15 protein-coding genes are annotated in these 18489 nt (G+C 40.3%); 6 read left to right on the top strand and 9 right to left on the bottom strand.

Annotation, left to right across the window (positions count from 1 at the left end; all coding sequences use genetic code 11):
- The first annotated feature begins 137 nt into the window (after window positions 1–137).
- Window positions 138–914, top strand: coding sequence for a type 1 glutamine amidotransferase domain-containing protein (locus ABIB39_RS05795; protein WP_502916174.1), 777 nt, complete (start codon window positions 138–140; stop codon window positions 912–914).
- A gap of 70 nt (window positions 915–984) precedes the next feature.
- Here the strand turns inward: ABIB39_RS05795 and ABIB39_RS05800 are convergent, their stop codons facing one another.
- Both ABIB39_RS05800 and ABIB39_RS05805 read right to left on the bottom strand, forming a co-directional pair.
- Window positions 985–2511 (bottom strand): choice-of-anchor I family protein, encoded by a 1527-nt coding sequence (locus ABIB39_RS05800; RefSeq protein ID WP_354428114.1) that lies wholly within the window; start codon window positions 2509–2511, stop codon window positions 985–987.
- 193 nt (window positions 2512–2704) lie between these two features.
- Window positions 2705–3478, bottom strand: coding sequence for an NUDIX hydrolase (locus ABIB39_RS05805; protein WP_354428115.1), 774 nt, complete (start codon window positions 3476–3478; stop codon window positions 2705–2707).
- A 136-nt stretch (window positions 3479–3614) separates the two neighbouring features.
- On the opposite strand from ABIB39_RS05805, the gene ABIB39_RS05810 reads away from it, so the two are divergent.
- The 5 genes from ABIB39_RS05810 to ABIB39_RS05830 all read left to right on the top strand — a co-directional run bounded on the left by ABIB39_RS05810 (window position 3615) and on the right by ABIB39_RS05830 (window position 10216).
- A complete protein-coding gene (locus ABIB39_RS05810) occupies window positions 3615–3989 on the top strand; it encodes a hypothetical protein (RefSeq protein ID WP_354428116.1) in 375 nt (124 codons plus the stop codon).
- A gap of 21 nt (window positions 3990–4010) precedes the next feature.
- Window positions 4011–6359 carry a glycoside hydrolase family 3 C-terminal domain-containing protein gene (locus ABIB39_RS05815; protein WP_354428118.1) on the top strand — a complete coding sequence of 783 codons (2349 nt, stop codon included), beginning with the start codon at window positions 4011–4013 and terminating at the stop codon, window positions 6357–6359.
- A 163-nt stretch (window positions 6360–6522) separates the two neighbouring features.
- Entirely contained in the window at window positions 6523–7410 is an 888-nt protein-coding gene (locus tag ABIB39_RS05820) for a dienelactone hydrolase family protein (protein ID WP_354428120.1), read from the top strand.
- Window positions 7368–7739: an aminotransferase class V-fold PLP-dependent enzyme gene (locus ABIB39_RS05825; protein ID WP_354428121.1), complete on the top strand. Its 372-nt coding sequence runs from the start codon at window positions 7368–7370 to the stop codon at window positions 7737–7739. The genes ABIB39_RS05820 and ABIB39_RS05825 overlap by 43 nt, the downstream gene beginning before the upstream one ends.
- Before the next feature lie 413 nt (window positions 7740–8152).
- On the top strand, window positions 8153–10216 hold the full coding sequence (locus tag ABIB39_RS05830) for a beta-L-arabinofuranosidase domain-containing protein (protein WP_354428123.1): 2064 nt from the start codon (window positions 8153–8155) through the stop codon (window positions 10214–10216).
- A gap of 392 nt (window positions 10217–10608) precedes the next feature.
- On the opposite strand, the gene ABIB39_RS05835 is transcribed toward ABIB39_RS05830, so the two are convergent.
- The 7 genes from ABIB39_RS05835 to ABIB39_RS05865 all read right to left on the bottom strand — a co-directional run bounded on the left by ABIB39_RS05835 (window position 10609) and on the right by ABIB39_RS05865 (window position 18473).
- Window positions 10609–11952 (bottom strand): sugar transferase, encoded by a 1344-nt coding sequence (locus ABIB39_RS05835; RefSeq protein ID WP_354428125.1) that lies wholly within the window; start codon window positions 11950–11952, stop codon window positions 10609–10611.
- A gap of 113 nt (window positions 11953–12065) precedes the next feature.
- Entirely contained in the window at window positions 12066–13172 is a 1107-nt protein-coding gene (locus ABIB39_RS05840; protein ID WP_354428127.1) for a glycosyltransferase family 4 protein, read from the bottom strand.
- 2 nt (window positions 13173–13174) lie between these two features.
- On the bottom strand, window positions 13175–14299 hold the full coding sequence (locus tag ABIB39_RS05845) for a glycosyltransferase family 4 protein (RefSeq protein WP_354428129.1): 1125 nt from the start codon (window positions 14297–14299) through the stop codon (window positions 13175–13177).
- Between the two features lie 60 nt (window positions 14300–14359).
- Window positions 14360–15517, bottom strand: coding sequence for a glycosyltransferase family 4 protein (locus ABIB39_RS05850; protein ID WP_354428130.1), 1158 nt, complete (start codon window positions 15515–15517; stop codon window positions 14360–14362).
- Window positions 15517–16023: a serine acetyltransferase gene (locus ABIB39_RS05855; protein ID WP_354428132.1), complete on the bottom strand. Its 507-nt coding sequence runs from the start codon at window positions 16021–16023 to the stop codon at window positions 15517–15519. Before ABIB39_RS05855 ends, ABIB39_RS05850 begins: the two co-directional genes overlap by 1 nt.
- A gap of 13 nt (window positions 16024–16036) precedes the next feature.
- A complete protein-coding gene (locus tag ABIB39_RS05860; protein WP_354428133.1) occupies window positions 16037–17272 on the bottom strand; it encodes a lipopolysaccharide biosynthesis protein in 1236 nt (411 codons plus the stop codon).
- A gap of 145 nt (window positions 17273–17417) precedes the next feature.
- Window positions 17418–18473, bottom strand: coding sequence for a GumC domain-containing protein (locus ABIB39_RS05865; protein ID WP_354428135.1), 1056 nt, complete (start codon window positions 18471–18473; stop codon window positions 17418–17420).
- Between the last annotated feature and the right edge of the window lie 16 nt (window positions 18474–18489).

An 18489-nucleotide genomic window follows, 5' to 3' on the forward strand; every position in this document is an offset into this window, starting at 1 on the left:
AATTGGTATAAATACCCCTGCAAATTAAGTATAATCTGCCATTGCCCCAATATTCATGTGATATACATCACATTTTATTAGTGACTTACTTCCTTGTAGTGGGTAGCCAAAAGCAGCACCTTTGGACAATAAAAGTTATGAAAATTTTATCCAATATTTTACTGGCAATGCTGTCGCTTATTAATGTGGCGGCTTACGGCCAACTAACAAAAATTACCATGAATACTCCAAAAAAAGTACTGATTGTTGTTACCTCTTTTGATGAGGTAAAAAGTGTGGGCAAAAAAACCGGCCTTTGGCTGGAAGAATTTTCTACCCCGTATTATTTATTTACAGGTAAAGGTATAGCGGTTACCATTGCATCGCCAAGGGGTGGCAAATCGCCAATTGACCCTAAAAGTTTATTGCCTGATTACATTACCCCATCTGCAAAACGTTTCCTGGATGATAAAGAAGCGCAGGAAAGGTTAAACAATACGGTTGAACTGACATCTGTAAAAGCTAACGATTACGATGCTATATTTTACCCGGGTGGCCATGGCCCAATGTGGGACCTGCCCGAAAACGAAAAGTCGATTGAACTGATAGAAACCTTTTATAACACCGGCAAACCTGTTGCCATGGTGTGCCATGCGCCTGCGGTACTTAAAAATGTTAAAGCTAAAAATGGCGATCTGCTGATAAAAGGTAAAACTGTTGCCGGCTTTACCAATACCGAAGAAGCAGCAGGCCAATCTGAAGATATGGTGCCCTTTTTATTAGAAGATATGTTGATAAGCAACGGTGGCAATTATAAAAAAGGCGAAGACTGGAAAGGGTTTATGGTGAACGACGGCTTGCTGATAACCGGCCAAAACCCGGCTTCGGCAGAATTAGTTGGCGAGAAAATTGTTGAATTGCTAAAAGTTAAATAAGCTTGATTAACAATTAAGAAGGGCCGGTTTATATTATAAACCGGCCCTTCTTTGTTTACTAAATTATTGATTAAAGGGTATTGGGGGTGTAAACTTTTATAACACCATCATTTTCGCTGCTTACAACCAAAAGGCATTTTTTGGTAGGGCTGTTTTTTGCAGGGATGATCAATACACCTTCGGGTGCATCGCCGCATTTTAGAAGTTGTAAAAATGAGGGTTTGGTTGGGTCGGTAACATCATAAACGGCAACGGCATCGGCACGTTCCATACCTACAAATGCTATGTATTTATGGCCAATTTTTCCAATAGTGATACCCTCCGGTTCAACAGATTTATCGTCGCTACGGCCATCATCATAAGCATTTGCTGCAATGGTTTTTGTATCAAGTTCGTTCTTGCTGTCAAATACTTGTTTACCATCAAGCCCGTTCCATACGCTGAAAGAACGTGCGCCTAACGAATATAATGCGTCAAAATCGCCGTCGCCATCGGTATCACCTAAGGTAGTTGTAATATTTAAACGGCCAAGTTGCGCGTCTTTTTTCAGGTCGGTACCGTTAGGGAACAATACGGCATCAAGCTTAATATCTTTAATACGTTTTATCTCGCTAAAGCCTGCGTACTCTCTTGCATCGCCTTCGTTAGCGGTAAATAGGTAGGGTATGCCACCTTGCTCTAAAATAGCGATACCATCGGGCATGTAAATACCTTTTACCGGCCATTTTGCGGCAGCTATTTTATCATCCTTATCGCTTGGGTCTATTTCGTTACCAGCTACGTTATAATCTTTAAAGCCCAGCGGGAATATGTTGGTGATGATTTTGGTAGCTATATCAATTTTAGCGATACCATTGTTTTCTTGTAGCGTAACCCAGGCGGTTTTAGAATCCGCAGATATGGTGATGTACTCGGGTTCGATGTCTTTTACAAAATCGTTACCCAAGCCAAATATCCTGAAACCTTTAGCCACCAAATCGGCCTTTTTACCTGCAAACGACGAGAAATCTATTGTGGTAACGGCATAATCATTAGCTACCGATACAATAGATACCGTACCGGCAGGGTCATTAGTATAGGCATCATTCGGTTCGCCTTCGTTAGCTGTTAAAATAAATTTACCATCGGGCGAGTAGGCGATCATATCCGGCAATGCGCCAACATTTATCACTTTTACTTCGCTAAGGTCGTTCGTTTTAAAAACAGCAACCTTGCCGTTTGCCTGTTTATCGGTAGCTTCTATAGCCGCGGCTAATTTACCGCCAGATACAGCTACGCTGTTAACCGCGCCACCGTAAGGGGCAACACCGATAGAGTTAATGACCGACATGTGCAACGGGTCTTTAAAATCGATCACGTCAATTTTATTTACAACGCCATTGTTAACCACAAAAAGGCGGTTGGTAGCAGGGTCAAATGCGCTGATCTCGGCCGCGCCTACATCGCCAATATCGAGAGAGCCTATTTCTTTGAAGGTGGCTGGGTCTTCGTTTACAAAAAACTCAGGTTTAACCGGGTCTGGTGTGGTGCTGATCTTGTCTTTTTTACAACTAAATAAAAAAAGGCACAGGAATGCCGATAGTAAGTAATGCTTCATAGTATTTGTTTTGTTTGAACCGCAAAACTACCTGTACAAGGTTAATACAACTTACGGCCTGTGTTAAAGATATGTTAACACACCTATGTTAAAAAACAGGAAAGGCCAACGGATGATTTATACGTTGGCCTTTAATATTTATAACGTGTTCTATTACTGCACCTGTTTTTGCTCCCCTAAAAATTATTTATTTTTAAAATGCCAGCGTAACGCCGCTTTTAAGCCCCTCGTCATATTTCTCTTTATCAAATTTATATAGGAATGGCGAACGATGGGCGCCTATCTTTTTGGTTTCTTTTAATTTGATAATGATACCGGTAGCCATTAAACGTTTAGCAAAATTGCGGTCATCAAGCGGTTTGCCTAATATGGTTTCATACAAGTTATGGATTTCGGGAAGGGTAAATTTCTGCGGAAGCAACTCATAACCTATCGGGTAATGCGCAATGTGCAGGCGCAGGGCACGCAAAGCCTCGTTAATAATATGCTGATGATCAAACATCATAACGGGCAGCTCGTTTACTGGCCACCACCTGCAATCTGCTTCATGCTTATCTTTTTTCGGCGCCACCAATGAAAACTCTGTTAGCGTATAAAACCCTACCGAAACAAAATAATCAAAGGCAAAAAAATCGTTAGGAACTTTAGTGCCCAAGAGTTCGCTTAATCGCTTTGCATTAAAATCACTGTCGTTTGCCCTATCCGGGTTGCCAAATGCCCCAAACTGCTGGAAGTAGAGGTTATCTAACCCTGTCCTGGTAAGCGCGATCCTGTTGGCGGCTTGTTCAATGGTTTCAGTCCTTTTGATGTACCCCCCGGTAACTGTCCATTTAGATGATGTGAAAGGTTGCTGCAACAACACCTTCAGTTCTTTATCGTGATAGCCAAAGATCACGTTATCAACTGAAACGTTGCGCAGATATTGTTCAGCGTCTTTAGTAAGGTCCTCAAATTTTAGTGCTTCCATTGTTATTGCAAAGCTAAATAAAATCCATTACGTAAAAAGTACGGAATAAATTTGATTTGTAAATTTTGTTATTTACATTTAATCCGTCATTTCTACGGAATGTAACCAGCCAATTCTTAACCTTTAATAAACCAGTATGAAAAAGATCGTTTTAATTTTTGCGGTATTTGCCTGTATGTGCTTATCTATAAGTGCAAAAGCGCAATCAACAACCGACTACTTTGCCGGGAAATGGAAGATAACCATTTTAGGCACCCCCAATGGCGATGCCACCATGAACTTTTTGTTTGAACGGAAAGATGGTAAATTAACCGGCAGCATGCGCGACTCTACCGACAAGGAAATCTCTAAAATTATGCAAATTGATGAAAAGGAGAAAACGATAACCGCTTACTTTAATGCACAGGGTTACGATGTAAACCTATTGTTGGAGTGCATTGATGCCGACCGCGTAAAAGGTAGCCTGATGGGCATGTTTGAAGCCAAAGGCGAACGCGTAAAAACCAAATAGATCATCATAAAATATAAACTAATGTCGACTATACACCTTCGTAAAGCATTGCTTTGCGCATTCGTACTTTATGGCGTATCAGCCCAGGCGCAAAAAGCACCGCAGTTAGGTAAAAGCCCTATACAACAAATTATTAAAGCCATGACGCTTGAGGAAAAAGCAAAACTGGTAGTAGGTAATGGTTTCAGTATGCCGGGTGCAGGCCCCACAATTGGCCAAACGCAAGACAAAGTGCCAGGTGCAGCCGGTACAACCTATGCTATACCACGCCTTGGCATCCCTTCTATCGTCGTATCAGACGGCCCAGCAGGTGTACGTATCGATAGCGTGCGTAAAGGCAACCCCGGTAAAACCTATTATGCAACCGCATGGCCGGTTGGTACTTTACTGGCCTCGAGCTGGGATACCGCCCTTGTTAGAAAAGTGGGCGCAGCTTTTGGGCACGAGGTAAAAGAATATGGTATTGATGTATTATTGGGCCCTGCCTTAAACATCCACCGTAACCCGCTTGGCGGCCGTAACTTCGAATACTTTTCTGAAGACCCGTTAGTGGCGGGTACAATGGCCGCCGCAATGGTAAACGGGATCGAGTCTAACGGTGTGGGCACCTCTATTAAACACTTCGCGGTAAACAACCAGGAAACAAACCGTAACACAGTTAACGCTATTGTAAGCGAGCGGGCGTTAAGGGAGATTTACCTTAAAGGATTTGAGATTGCAGTGGAAAGATCACAACCGTGGACAGTGATGAGCTCTTATAACCTGCTTAACGGTACCTATACATCAGAAAGCCACGACTTGCTATCAACCATCCTTAGAAAAGAATGGGGCTTTAAAGGATCTGTAATGACAGATTGGTTTGGCGGTAAAAACGCGGTTGCCCAGATGAACGCCGGTAACGACCTGCTTATGCCGGGCGGCAAAGCCCAAACGCAAGCCATAATGGATGCAGTAAAAAGCGGCAAGTTATCTGTTGCGGTACTTGATAAAAACGTAAGCAGGTTGTTATCGTTAGTGTTAATGTCGCCAACGTTTAAAGGCTACAAACACTCCGATAAACCCGACCTTAAAAAAGACGCCTTTATTGCAAGGGCTGCAGCTGCAGAAAGCATGGTGTTATTGAAGAACGATGCACAATCGTTACCGCTTAAAGCAGCCACGCACAATGTAGCTTTATATGGTATAAACGGTTACGAACTGATTGCCGGTGGTACCGGCAGCGGCGATGTAAATAAAGCATATAAAATTTCGTTGGAGCAGGGCTTAGCCAAGGCAGGCTATGCAGTGGATAAGGATATAGAAACAGTGTATACTGCTTATTTAACCGATTATGCTAAAAAGAACCCTAAGAAAGGCTTTTTCCAGGAGTTTATGAACCCGACGCCGGCAGCGCCAGAATATGCAATGGATAAGGATATGATGACTAAAAAAGCCGCTACATCTGATGTTGCGATATTAGCGATTGGCAGGAACGCGGGTGAAGGCCGCGACCGTAAAACAGAAAACGATTACGAATTATCCGGCGTAGAAAAGGATATGATAAAAGACCTTACCGAGGTGTATCATGCGCAGCATAAAAAAGTTATTGTAGTACTTAACATAGGCGGGGTGATAGATATACAGCCTGTTAAAAAGTATGCTGACGCCATATTACTTGCATGGCAGCCGGGATTAGAAGGCGGCAATGCAAGTACCGATGTACTAAGCGGTAAAGTTAATCCATCGGGCAAGTTAGCAACTACTTTCCCAGCCAATTATAAGGACGAGCCAACTGCCAAGAACTTCCCGGGGAAAGAGTTTCCTGAAAAGGCAACAACCGGGATGATGGGTATGAAAGCCATCCCTGCCGAGGTAACTTACGAAGAAGGGATTTATGTGGGATACCGTTATTATAACACGTTTAAAAAGGCTACGGCTTATGAGTTTGGTTACGGATTATCTTACACAGGGTTTGCTTACAGCAACCTTAGTCTAAGCAACCCAACTTTTACGGGTAAAATTACGGTTAGCGTAAAGGTTACCAATACAGGCAAGGTTGCCGGTAAAGAGGTAGCACAACTGTATTTAAATGCCCCGGCAAAAAGCATGGATAAACCCGCAGAAGAGCTTAAAGGCTTTGCCAAAACTGCTTTACTACAGCCGGGCGCTTCGCAAGTGTTAATGTTCAGTATCAATGCCAAAGATCTTGCTTCGTTTAACACAAAGCAATCGGCATGGGTTGCTGAGGCGGGTACTTATAATGTAAAGATCGGAGCATCGAGCGACGATATTAAGCTGCAAAAGATATTTAAACTGGCTAAGGATATCACGGTACAAAAAGTGAATAAAGCATTAGTGCCACAAATAGCCATAGACGAGCTTAAAAATTAACAGCTATTATATTTAGTACTAAAGGCCTGCGTACTACGAGTATGCAGGCCTTGCGTTTAGGTGGATATTTAATGAATAGCAAACCATCTGTGTAGCAACGGTGTTACCTGATTGGATAGCAAGCCATTGCCGCTATTATTAAAATTGACAAAAGCCTTTTATTATGAGCCAGATCAACAAAGAAGATATTAAGCAGGAAGTGTTTGACTTGTATGATGATTATGCGCACAACCGCGTAGATCGCCGAATATTTTTAGAGAAACTGTCACTTTATGCAGTTGGCGGATTAACTGTTCCTGCCCTCATGGGTTTCCTGATGCCCGATTATAAAAATAACATACAGGTAAAGGCAGATGACCCGCGATTGGAATCCGGATATATCAACTACGCTTCGCCAAAAGGCGGTGGCAGTATAAAAGGGTTGCTATCAAAGCCTAAAGGTGCAAAAGGCAAATTGGGTGGTGTGATAGTAGTCCACGAGAACCGCGGCTTAAACCCTTATATCGAAGATGTGGGCAGGCGTGCTGCTGTTGCAGGTTTTATTTCGCTGGCGCCGGATGCGCTTACACCGCTTGGCGGCTACCCCGGTAACGACGATGCAGGGCGCGATTTACAAAGCAAACGCGACCCAAAACAAATGCAGGAGGACTTTATAGCCGCTTATGAATACCTTAAAAACCATACGGACTGCAACGGCAAAATTGGTGTAGTAGGTTTTTGTTATGGTGGTGGTATAGCCAATATGATGGCTGTACGCGTACTTGATTTGGCTGCTGCAGTACCTTTTTACGGTGCACAGCCCGAGGCTGCCGTTGTACCCAAAATTAAAACTCCGCTAATGTTGCACTATGCATCGCTTGATACAAGGATAACCAATGGCTGGCCCGCATACGAAGCCGCCCTAAAAGAGAATGGTAAAAAATATCAGGCGTTTATTTACGAAAACGTAAACCATGGGTTCCATAACGATACCACACCACGGTATGATAAAATCGCTGCCGAACTGGCTTGGAAACGTACAATAGATTTTTTCAGCGAGAATTTGAAATAAGCTATTCGGATCTAAATAGAAAAATAGCCGATGTACAGTTTAACGGTAATTCGGCCATTGCAGATAAAAGCCTTTACACCGTGCTAAGCGCGAGCCTACCAGTTAGCCATGCAACCGGCGACTTGCTGGCCTACCTCGACCAAAACAGTATTTCGGTATCAGGCGGAAGTGCGTGTTCAACAGGTTCGGCTTCGCATGTTTTAAAAGCAATTGGTGCCGATGTTTGCAGAAACACAGTCAGGTTCTCATTTAGCAAATACAATACGGTACAGGAAATTGATTATGTAGCAGAAACGTTAGCAGACCTGTACAAAGCCGTAGCCGCATAATACAAAGCATAAAGAATTAATAATTGGCGAAGCCTTATTACTTACCGGATTTTGTGGCAAATGCACAGATCTTATCTCCGGACGGGAAAGTCTTTTGTTCCATCTTCCATTGGCTGGAAATAATGTTTATAGGTAACGATACTTCGAAGTTTCTTATGACAATTGTTACTTTGAAATCCGAATCATATCAGTGTGCGTAACAATTAAGTTATTTAACCCTTCAAATCAGTTATAATTTTTAGACGGTAAACAAATTAGGTCGTCAAAACATTAACTTTACGATATGCGAAAATTTAAGGCGAGGCAACTGGCTTTACAACTTACGACCGAAATTTATAACCATACCTATCGAAAAGTTATTTCAGGAACAAGTAAAATTGTATAAATTAGAGTTAGTAAAATAAAGCGGCCGAATGAATCACTTAAACACTATTGGTAAAATTGTTAGTTTATCGTTAATATTAAGCTGGGCCGGTATGGAAATGTGCCCGGCCCAAGCCGTTAGGGGTGCCGTGCTCAATAAAATAAATAATAGCACCTTAAACGCTAATTATGTAAGCAACCGCGCACCATTGCAAAAGGCATATTTTATTAAGTTGCCTGTAGGTAGCATACAAGCTGGCGGCTGGCTAAAAAAAGCGCTTGAATTACAGCGCGACGGGCTTACCGGCAACTTGGGCGAAATAAGTATCTGGCTGTCTAAAAACAATAATGCCTGGCTCAATAAAGAGGGCAAAGGAGAATATGGCTGGGAAGAATTGCCATACTGGCTTAAAGGTTACGCCAACATTGGCTACATGCTGGGCGATAAAAAAATCATTGCCGAAGCTAAATTTTGGATAGACGCCGTATTAAGTAATCAGCGCGACAATGGCGATTTTGGCCCCGCCGTTGAACATGATGGTAACCGCGACCTGTGGACAAATATGCCGATGCTTTGGTGCCTGCAATCGTATTACGAGTACAGCAAAGACCCTCGCGTTGTCCCTTTTATGACCAGGTATTTTAAATTCCAGTTGTCGTTGCCTGATAATAAATTGTTGCAGGATTACTGGGAAAACAGCCGCGGCGGTGATAATATTGCCAGCGTTTACTGGCTTTACAACCGTACGGGAGATAAGTTTCTGCTGGACTTAGCTACCAAGCTCGATAAAAATACCGCCAACTGGCGCCAAACTAACAACCTGCCCAACTGGCACAATGTAAATGTGGCACAATGTTTTAGGGAGCCAGCCACTTTTTACCTGCAAAGCCACAAACCGCAAGATCTTGCGGCATCATATAACGATTTTAAGCTGATTCGTAATGTATATGGGCAGGTGCCGGGCGGCATGTTTGGTGCGGATGAGAATGCCCGCAAAGGCTACGATGACCCCCGCCAGGCCGTTGAAACTTGTGGTATGGTTGAGCAAATGACATCAGACCAAATGCTGCTGGGTATTACAGGCGATAGTTTTTGGGCGGCAAATTGTGAGGATGTGGCTTTCAATACATTCTCGGCAGCCTTCATGCCCGACTATAGATCGTTGCGATATTTAACAGCGCCAAACATGGTGGTAAGTGATGGTAAAAACCATAACCCGGGTATTGATAACAGCGGTCCGTTTTTAATGATGAACCCTTTTAGCAGCCGTTGCTGCCAGCACAACCATGCTGCAGGTTGGGTTTATTATGCAGAAAACAGCTGGATGGCCACACCCGATAATGGCTTGGCAGCCCAACTTTATACCCAGGGGCAGGTAAACGCAAAAGTTGGCGATGGCACAGCTGTAACTATTACCGAAACTACCCGTTACCCTTTTAGAGATCAGCTGAACTTTACGGTAAATACAGCCAAAGCCGTAACCTTCCCTATGTATTTACGCGTGCCCGAATGGTGTAAAGGAGCATCAGTTAAAGTAAATGGCTTGGCGGTAAAAGTTAGCAACGTAAAAGGCGATTATATACGCCTGGCAAAAACCTGGAAAAACGGCGATAAAGTAACCCTGCATTTACCTATGCAGATTGAAGTGCGCCAATGGGCTAAAAATAAAAATAGCGTTAGCGTAAACTACGGCCCGTTAACATACTCACTAAAGATCGACGAGAAATACATTAAAGAGGATAGCAAAAAAACAGCCATTGGTGATTCGCGCTGGCAGGCAGGTGCCGATCCTGAAAAATGGCCTTCGTACGAGATCCACCCGGCATCAGCATGGAACTACGGGTTGGTAATTGATGAGCAGCACCCCCAAAAGTCATTCAAAGTTATAGAGCAGGAATGGCCTAAAGACAATAACCCATTCACCAACACTGGCGCGCCAATACGCCTTGTAGCCACAGGTAAAAAAATCCCGCAGTGGACCGTTGACCAGTATGGTTTATGCAGCGTACTGCCTCAAAGCCCTTTTAAAAATACCGAACCTTTAACACGGTTAACGTTAGTGCCTATGGGCGGCGCAAGGCTAAGAATTTCGGCTTTTCCGGTAGCGGAATAATTGTTAGGCTTTAACACGTTTAGGAACCGTTTATTGATGAAGTAAATGTTTGATTAAAAGGATCCTTTTTTGTTACGCCTATTAATTACTTTGAAAGTAAGTAACGAAAGCTTTTAACATCTATAACCGTTTTAGGCGGTTTGCTTTTAGTGAATGACGCTTTAATGATACGCCTGCACTTATTCTCATTTTCAGGAGATCCCAAGTATTCGAATAACACCCAGCCACTTACTAACCCTTTTAGGTTATTACAAATAGCGTTGGGCTAAGATGTTTATTTCGAAATATCTATTATGACTTTTAATTATATAAAGTAGCTGTTTTCGGCCCACAAAAAAGGGTATAATTATTAATTACACCCTTTTCAATTTTTAATAAATTATTGTACTAATTTATTTCCCCTTTAACTGGGTCATAACTTTTATGGTTTTAAATATCAAACGCATTTCATTATTAAAATTAATATTATTTAGGTATAACAGATCATACCGTACACGATTACACATTTGGTCAACATTTTCAGCGTATCCGTAATTAACCTGCCCCATTGAGGTTAATCCTGGTTTAAGGCGCAATAATTTCTTGTAGTTTGGTGACCTTTGCATAAGCTGATCAATAAAAAACTGGCGTTCTGGCCTGGGCCCAACAACAGACATATCACCCTTTAATACATTCCAAAACTGTGGCAATTCATCTAATCTGGATTTTCTGATCATACGTCCCCATTTAGTGATTCGTGGATCATAATCACTTGAAAGTTGTGGTCCAAGTTTTTCCGAATCTATAAACATGCTTCTAAATTTATAAATTTTAAAAGGCTTATTATTTTTACCAATTCTCTCCTGTGCGTAAAAGGCCGGGCCTTTTGAAGTTAACTTGGTGGCCAACATTAATAAAATAAAAATAGGCATACCGGGAATCATCACAGCTAACGAGAAGACAACATCAAAACATCTTTTAAATACAAGGATATTAAAACTAAGTTCAACGTTGTTAGATAATTGTATAACCGGGAAATTGCCGTAATTAATTATTGTTGGATTGGCGCTTTCAAGCATCAGGTCTGGTATAAACTTTACTTTAATCAAGTTTTGATCTCCAAAATCTACAAGATTTTTTAAAAAGATCTTATCCATTGATTTGTAGCATATAAATACCTCATTAACACCGGTGCTAATAATCTGTTCAAATAATTCTTGTTGAGTTAAAAGTGAAAGTTCCTCTTCAGAAATATTTTTCGTAAAGCTGTACCCATACTCGGGATGTTTTTTGAATGAATTTCTTACTCTGGTAGCGATGTCGTTATTACCAAGGACTAAAATGAATTTGTTGTTAAACCCTTTTTTACGGACATAGTCCAGAATTTCAAAAATCAGTGAACGTTGGATTATTATTAATAAAAAAAACAACAAATAAGTAGCAACCATCTGTAGCCTGCTCACCTCGAAAATTTTAAAAAAATAAACTACTCCCAATACAAGTACTAGATGGTAAACAACTGTTTTCAAAAAATAGTTAAGATTCTGGCTTAATACTAATGGCCTGTTAATAGTGTAGTTTCTTGTTAATGAGGCTATAGAAATCCAGGTCAAATTAACCAATAAATAAAATTCGCTTGTCTCTATCTCTGCTGAATAGTATTTTAGAACCAGCAAGCTGGATATAGATAAGGAAATATTTAATATTAAAAGATCACATAAAAATGTAAGGGGCTTAAGCAATTTCGAGTAGCGCATTTTGAGGGGGTAAAATTTTTGCAAATATAAGTTTCTTAAAATGACTTTAAATTAAAAAGTACGATACTTATTTAAGTATATACGGTGGTTTAACTCGAAACGCTACAGCGCACTCAATTGTTTTTCATTATTTTATCGATGTAGTTAACTATCTGATCTTTAAATACTTTCGTTGAAAATGATTTAGCATGGCTTACAATTTCATGATAGTCAAATAAATTTTTATTTGATTCGAACTTTATAACCGCACTTTTTATTGCTTCTGTAGTCTGTTCATAGAAGAATATGCCTGTTTTATTTTCTACAACACTTTCTAATGCGCCGCCTTTGCCGAACGCAATTACAGGCGTCCCGCAAGCCTGTGCCTCGACAGGTAAAATCCCGAAATCTTCTTCGGCGGCAAAAACGAAAGCCTTTGCTTCACCCATGTATTTTTTTAAAACATCAAAAGGTTGGTAACCTAACAGAATTGTATTTGTGGCTGCCAATTTACTCACTTTTTTAAAATCAGGGCCTTCGCCTATTACATACAGTTTTTTATCGGGCATTTGTGCAAAGGCCTCAACTATAAGATCAATTTTTTTATACGGTACAAATCTGGAGCAGGTAACGTAAAAATCTTCTTTGGTAAATACGGGCGAAAAGTCGTTAGTAGCAACGTTCGGGTGAATCACTACACTCTCCCTTCCATATATTTTTTTTATTCGTCTGGCTATGTAATTAGAGTTAGCTATAAAGTGGTCTACCCGGTTAGTGCTGATAATATCCCACGTACGAATACGATGAAGCAGGTATTTTGCCAAAAAACCTTTTAGGCCTTTGTTAAGCCCCGATTCCTTTAAATACTGGTGATGCAAATCCCACGCGTACCTGATAGGCGAGTGGCAATAACAAATATGCATTTGGTTTGAATGTGTTAATGCGCCTTTGGCCACCGCGTGAGACGACGATATTACCAAATCATACGAAGAAAGGTCAAACTGCTCTATGGCCAGCGGAAAAAGCGGAAGGTAAGACCGGTATTTAGTTTTTGCGAATGGCAGCTTTTGTATGAACGAGGTAGTTATCTTGTGGCCCTCAAGGTTAAGTTTTTTAATGGTTTCACCGCGGGCCACAAGGGTGAAAATATCAGCATCGGGGTAGATGGATGCAATCTCTTTAAATACGTTTTCGGACCCGCCAATAACGGTAAGCCATTCGTGTACTAATGCTACTTTCATTATTAGCTATATATCAATTTGTTAAAAAGGTTGATGTGTTGTTGCGCACTTTTGTCCCAAGTAAAATATTTCACACGTTTTGTGCCATTTGTTACCAGGCTGGAATGCAAGCCTTGGTCTGATAACACTTTTTCCATCTGGGCGGCAATATCAGCCGGATCATGTGGGTCGAAGTACAAGGCTGCATCGCCGCATACTTCAGGTAGGCTGTTTTGATTGGACACCAGCACGGGGCATTTATTAAGCATAGCTTCAAGCGGCGGCAAGCCAAACCCTTCATATAAGGATGGCAAAACAAATACCGACGCTTTGGCATAGATCGTGTCCATATCATCGTCATCAACAAAACCTGTAAACACAATACTCCGTTTCAAAATATCGTTGTTGTTGATTATGCGTAGCAGATCTTCGTCACCCGTTATAAAACCGTCAATTTTACCAACCACTACAATTTTATATGTTTCTTTTAATTCTTCTGAGAGTTTTAAATAAGCCTCTGCAAGCGTTTGTAGGTTTTTATGGGGTTTGACATTGCCAACATATAAGATGTATTGTGAAGGTAGCTTATATTTAGCTTTAACATCTTTCCAATTTCCAACCATTGGATATTGTTTAACACCATTGTAAATCACGTTTATATCAGCCCCCTTGGCGCTGCCAAATCTAATTATCTCATCTTTAGAGAAATTAGACACAGTGATAATTTGATCACTTGCACTTAATGCCCTGTTTATTACCAACTTAGCGTATATCTTTTGTTTGATGCTGAGCTGTTTGATGAATGCCAGGTGGAAAACATCATGAATTGTTGCCACCCTTTTACGGGCTTGTACAACAAAGAGCGGAACATTATAATGCGGCGACCAAAAAAGATCACATTTTGGGATCAGCTTTCTGTATTGTTTTTGCTCGCTTATGGAATAAATAGGCGGCAGGAAAGAAATTATTTTGGCCGAGTCACTGTATGCCGACAATAACGCTGGGTCTCCAAGTAATATACTATTATACTTTGGTAAAATTATTGGCAAAAGCATACGCAAGTACATGCCAATGCCCGAATGTTGTATCATCCTGGCATCAATACATAAGGATGGTTTATTTGATAGTAAGCTTGAGGTTAGTTTCATGTTTATCAGGCAGGCTATAATCCTATTTTTTACTATAGTCTTTTTTTCGCGGACTGGGCGTTAAAACGAACTGAGGATACTATTATATTGATCAGTCATCGTATCGATATTAAATTTACGAAATACTTTCTCTCTTGCATGTTCGCGCACATGGTTCAGGTAACTAAAATTCCCTATAACGTATTCCAGTTTTTTCAAAAGCGCGTTTTGATCGTTGCACTCAAATAAATAACCGTCGGTATTGTCAGTAATAATCTCCGGGCTACCGCCGGTGTTTGATGCTATTACTATTTTCTTGATCGCCATTGCCTCGTAAATGGTTGTACCAAGTGGCTCACTGCCGGTTAAATTGCTATTATTAATAAGAATATCGCAGCCGTTATACATTTCGGGCATGTCGCTTATTTTACCCAGATATGTGACGTGCAAGTCACTATTCACCGCATTTAAAACTTCATTAACATATTGTTGGTGGTCTGCCGAAGGTGGGCCCGCTAACACCAAGCGCGCCTCAGGACTTGTTTTATTTAAGTTTTCGAATATCTTGATAAGTTGCAACTGACCTTTACGTGGCTCGATGGTTCCTGCAAGCCCTATAACGATTTGATGTTCTGTAAAGCCATGCTTTGTTCTGAACAAATTCTTACTCGTCTCATTAGGCGTAAATTCAGATAGGTTAATGCCATTATATAATGTTAACACTTTTTTACTATTGGCGTATTTTGCCTTTACTGCGTCAGAAACTACCAGCGTGCGGTCGAAAATTTTGAAAGCTAATTGGGCCAACTTATTTTCGAACGCCGAAAAGTATTTCAGGTCGTGATCTGACCATATAAATTTTATTTTTTTATTGAATACTTTGAAATATGTAACTGCCGGGATCAGGTAAAATGCAGGCACTATGGTATTGGCATGCACAATGTCGATTTGATTTCGGTTAATGTATTTTATAACCTGTGCAGCAACTTTGAGATTGTTTGTTATAGCCTGCCAAAAAAAAGTAAATTTAGCCGAACTGCTTCTGTTAAGCTTTTTCAAAGGGTTGACAATAGTAATCTTAATATCACCGTTACGGCTAACCAGCTCGTCAGCATAACTTCCGGGGGCCACAAATAAATGTGGTTTTACAACTTCTAAATTGTGATTAATAAGGCGTTCGATCACTTTCTCGGCACCGGAGGCTTTTTCGCCGCCAAACACATAAAGTATATTCAGCATTATAAATATTTTAGAACTTTAGCCGGGTTACCTGCTATTACACAATTAGATGGCACATCTTTAACGACAATAGAACCTGCGCCGATCATTACATTATTACCAATAGTTATGGGGCCTATGACACACACATTTGCCCCTATATCTACATTGTCACCAATTACCGGGCAGCCGCTATTATAATCCCCCTCGGCGCTTTTTTTATTGCCCAGGGTAGTGCAGTGCCTTAAAATGCAATTTTTACCTATTTTAACCCCTGGGTTTACCACCAATGAAAAGCCGTGATGTAATTGGAGGTTCTCGCCGGGCCTCACGTGCCATGATAATTCAATGGCCATAAACCATTCTACTACAAAAATATATATGATGAGATACCAAAAAAAAAGTATGGTGATCAACTTATTGCTTCGCACCCAAACTGCGAGCCTATATAGTACCAATACAAATTGCCCTTTTACGTTTTTTGAGTTAGCTCTAAAATCTTGAAATATATTGTAATTGACGGGCATGTTCTTTTTATTTTTAAGTATTGGCGCGTATCCGTTTATATGCAACGTATGGGCCGTAAATAGAAAATGGTAGAATACATACCGCCGATGCCAGCACAACCCCTGCAGAACCCAGATTTAAATGGATAAAATATATACATAAGGGTATGTTGGCTATAATGGTAAAAAACAGATAAGGCAGCTGTACGCGTATGGCCGAAATGCTGTTTAGAAATACCGAATAGTTGTAATTCCAGGCATAAAGTACGTGATATACCACCATGCCTGTTATTAATAATACTGGTATATCGTAATTTTTTTGTACCCATAAGTAAAGGATAGGATTTATAAATACCCCCATTAAAATGAATACTATAGCAACCCCAGCCACAAAATAATTAAATCGTGTAAATACGTTTTTTATCCAAACGTTGTCCTTTTTTTCAAATGCTTCAGTAAAAACTGTCCACAAAGGCATAGATATAAGGCTCAGCATTACTATAACAGCATTAAAGAGTTTATATACCAGGCTATATTTGGTCACCTCAATGTTGCCAAGGTATTTATTAATGATGATGGTATCGGTAAAAGATATCACTATCACCTGGATCTGCACAATAAAAAAACCGAAACTTAATTTCAGTATATTATTCAAATAATCAGACCGAAAGTGCCTTAAAGCGGGCAATAGCGAAGGGTTTTTTTTGTAAAATATAATATTGGCTGTTACCATACTTACAATGAGGGATATAACCATAACTTGAGCCATCATATTGATGTTTGCTTTTATTTTTAATACATTGAACGCAATAAGGATCAATACTGTAATTAAATTATTGAGCACCATACCAAGGTTAGAGAACGATATGTTTTGCATAGATGCTGCAATGTTGTACACAAAGTTGAGTGTAAAGGAAATGATAATGATTGTCCCTATTGTTAAAATAGATCGTTCCACATCTTTAGGAGAAATACCCGCGGTATCGATAAATGATTTTATATCAATCAATTTGGTGGTTAAGAATAAGCCGGCTATAAGTATTAGTGATAATGAAGCAAACACAATATATCCTGTACTGATGTAGCGCTTCACCTCTTCTATCTCATTGTTGGCCAAGGCTACTGTAATTTTATTTTTTAAGCCGTTACCAAGCCCAAGATCAAAAAACAAAAAGAAGTTCACTAACGAAAATATGGTTAACCAAAGCCCATATTCAGTTGAGCCCAATAAATTTATTGATAAAGGTACAATAGCAAAACTTAAGATCATGGACAGGCCCTTATATCCAAAAGATAATCCTAACTGCACCAATAATTTAAGATTTCTTTTTTTGCCATCAATGACGTGAATCCCATCATTGTCTTTTTTGAAAACTTGCCGTAAGAGGCTTTTAAACTTTAACATTACAGGCATGTCAGGACTGCTGACTTTTTTGAGTGAAAAACTTCAGTGCAAACCACGCTGCAGCTAAAAAAGCGAATAACATAAAGCCGGCAATAAAGGCGATCTTTTTTGGTATTTTATTGCTTTCGAGCGGAAGAATAGGTGCATCTATCACCTGTATAAGTGGTGTTTCTTTCAACAAGCCAAGTTTTGAAATTTCCAGGTTTTTCACTATTTCCCCATATACAGCCACGCTTGCCTGAACGTCAACCTGTTTACGTTGTGATGGAACCCTTAACGTTAGCATCTGCGGGTTAGCATTGGGTGCAGCGTCAAGTGAGCTTGCTACCCCGCCTATAGATTGATTAACAACGCGCTTAACGCTATCAGCTTGCTTTTGCAAAAGCTGAACATTAATCGTTGATTTTTTTGTTTTAGTTTGCACATAAAAATCATTTACATCTTTTACAATTTCGTTTGCGAAAGCCTGAGCAAAAAGCTCGTCCTTAGACTTAACAGTTACGTGGATAATGGCAAGTTTTTTGTCAGGTTTTATAACAGTTAATGCTGTTTTATTAATACGTTTTACAATATCTGTCATCAAACTATCTTGAACGCGCGAGAATCGATCAACCGGGGTATTGAAATTTATATTGCCCAACTTTTGATCCGCCCAAATTTTCCTAAATTTATTTTCATCAATGTAGCGGTCAATCAATAATTGGGGTTTGCCATTAAATAACACCTTTTTTAATAGTGTTTTCTCAAGCATCGTGCGCGATTTATACAATTCAAAAATATTATCGCCCTGGAACAGTCCGTCGCCGCCGCCATCAAGGCTTATTCCAGCCAGGGATGCCAAACCAGCATATTGTCCAAGGCCGCCTTTATCTCCGTCCTGTAAAACGAAAGTACATTCAGCCGAGTAGGTGTTTCGTTTAACTTTAGCAAAAAAATACCCTGAAGCTGCGCCTATTGACCCGAATACCAAAATAATAAGCCATTTTTTTATTAAGTAGGCAAATAACAGTTTTACCCTGAGTATAATGTAACTTAACGAAATTACATCTGAGTGTTTATTATCCATTTTCTTACAGGTACTA

Source organism: Mucilaginibacter sp. UYP27 (genome assembly GCF_040547175.1).
Lineage (GTDB): Bacteria > Bacteroidota > Bacteroidia > Sphingobacteriales > Sphingobacteriaceae > Mucilaginibacter.